Raw genomic sequence first — 1,862 nt, 5'->3', positions numbered from 1 at the left:
CCGCCCTGTGCATACCTCACCCGCACTGGACTACCGGCTCGGAGGGCCCGATGTCCGACGAACGGGACCGACATCACGCTTTCAGGTTCAGTAGCGTCGCTCTCGTCGCGTCAACGTCAACTTCTGCACTGCTTGTACTCAAGGCACTGCGACGGGATGGTCAGGCAGCGTCACCTGGCGGAGGTCGTTGGCTCCGTGGACCCGTGGGTCGTTCCGTTCGTCGTGCAGTTGGTCGGCGAGTACGTCTTGGAGATCCTGGTCGTCATCCGCGATGAGTTTCGTGATCTCGCCACACCGGGCACTCGAAGCCGCCTCGCTTACGGGCAGTTCATCGTAGAAAACCCGGCCTTCTTCGCACGCACTCAGCGGCGGGTCGTGAGCTACTGGAGTTGCTACTACCGTTCCGCCTATTCGACTTTCCGCAGCTACCCGGGATGCAGTCTTCTTGATCTTCTAAGGTCCGCGGCATCGGACAGAGCAGGGCACCCCTGGCCAGACCTCACTCCTGCTGGAACCAGGCTGGACGGCTACTGCTAGAGCTGGCCGGGGAAGGTTCACCAGGTCGGTCAGGCTGCGGCAGCGAGAGGTCGTTTGCCCCATCGGATGCCCTTCTCGCTGCGGATCCGGGCGCGCTCACGACGTTGAGCTGCGAGGACGCCGGGGTGTCGGGCGTTCTTGTTGCGCCAGCGGAAGTAGGCGTGCAGCGCCCGAGTCTGGACGCTGTGGTTGCGGTGGTTGGAGTTGGCGACGGTGAACTGCCGCAACGGCCCGAAGTGGGCCTCGATCGGGTTCGCCCAGGATGCGTAGGTCGGCGTGAAGCACAGCTCGACCCGGTGCTTCTTCGCCCAGCGACGGATCTTCTCGCCCTTGTGGGCGGACAGGTTGTCCAGGATCACGTAGATCGGGGCTCCGTCGGGGCGGGCGGCCCGGATCGACGTCAGCGCGGCCAACGAGTTCGCAGCGCTCTTCTTGCAGCGGTTGACGCCCCAGAGAGTGTCGTCGCCGACCGAGTAGCACCCGTGGAAGTACCGGACACCGTGGGTGCAGTGGTACGTGGCAGGGTGCCGCTCGGGGTGGCCGGCAGCAGCCCAGCCCGCCCCTCCGGTGGGACGGATACCGAGCGGGCCGAACTCGTCGAAGGCAAAGACCCGGTCCGGGAAGCGGTCCAGGACCTCCTCGATCCGGTCCAACTTCACGTCGCGGTCCGGATCTGGGGACTCCTTCCAGGTCTTGGTGCGCTGGAAGGTGACGCTGCGGCGGGCGAGCAACCGGCGTAACGTCTCGCGGCCGATGCGGATGACCCGGCCGTGCACTTTGCGCAAGTAGGCGAGCAGCTTGCGGATGGACCAGCGGGTGAAGGGCTGCCCGAGCTTGGTCGGGCGGGTGGTGGCCGTCGCAACGACGAAGTCCTCGTCGTCAGGACTGAGCAGGCGGGGACGGCCTCCCGCCCACTGAGGGTCCAGGCAGGCCAGGCCGATCTCGTTGAACCGGTGGATCACGTCGCGGACGGTGTCCTCGTCGGCCTGCACCAGCTGAGCGATCACCGGGACACGGTTCCCGCCGGCCGAGGCCAACAGCATCATTGCGCGCCGGTAGCGCACCGAACTGGTGCTGCCCCGGCGCACGATCTGCTGCAGCTTCTGCCCTTCCTGGTCAGTCAGTCTGCGCACACGGACAGGCTCGGCCACCGCACCCCCAGCGGTCGGAACGGACGTCACCGCACATCCAACCGCCCCGACGACCAACCCGGCGAACCAATGAGGTCAGAGCACTAGTGTGATGCGCCAGAAATCCTGAGGGTTGGTTACTACCCTATTGGTATGTCGCATCCCGGGCCTTCTGCTGTGGAGATCACGCTGTCC

1 protein-coding gene is annotated in these 1,862 nt (G+C 65.7%); it reads right to left on the bottom strand.

The genetic code is table 11. From position 1 onward, the window contains the following. Nucleotides 1-566: 566 nt before the first annotated feature. The gene (locus tag ACFWXC_RS52980; protein WP_384491535.1) at nucleotides 567-1,688 is read right to left on the bottom strand and encodes an IS630 family transposase; all 1,122 of its coding nucleotides are present in this window, start codon (nucleotides 1,686-1,688) and stop codon (nucleotides 567-569) included. Nucleotides 1,689-1,862 lie beyond the last annotated feature (174 nt).

This window comes from Streptomyces sp. NPDC058683, assembly GCF_042716195.1.
GTDB lineage: Bacteria > Actinomycetota > Actinomycetes > Streptomycetales > Streptomycetaceae > Streptomyces.
This window is presented reverse-complemented; position numbering and strand designations above follow the sequence as displayed.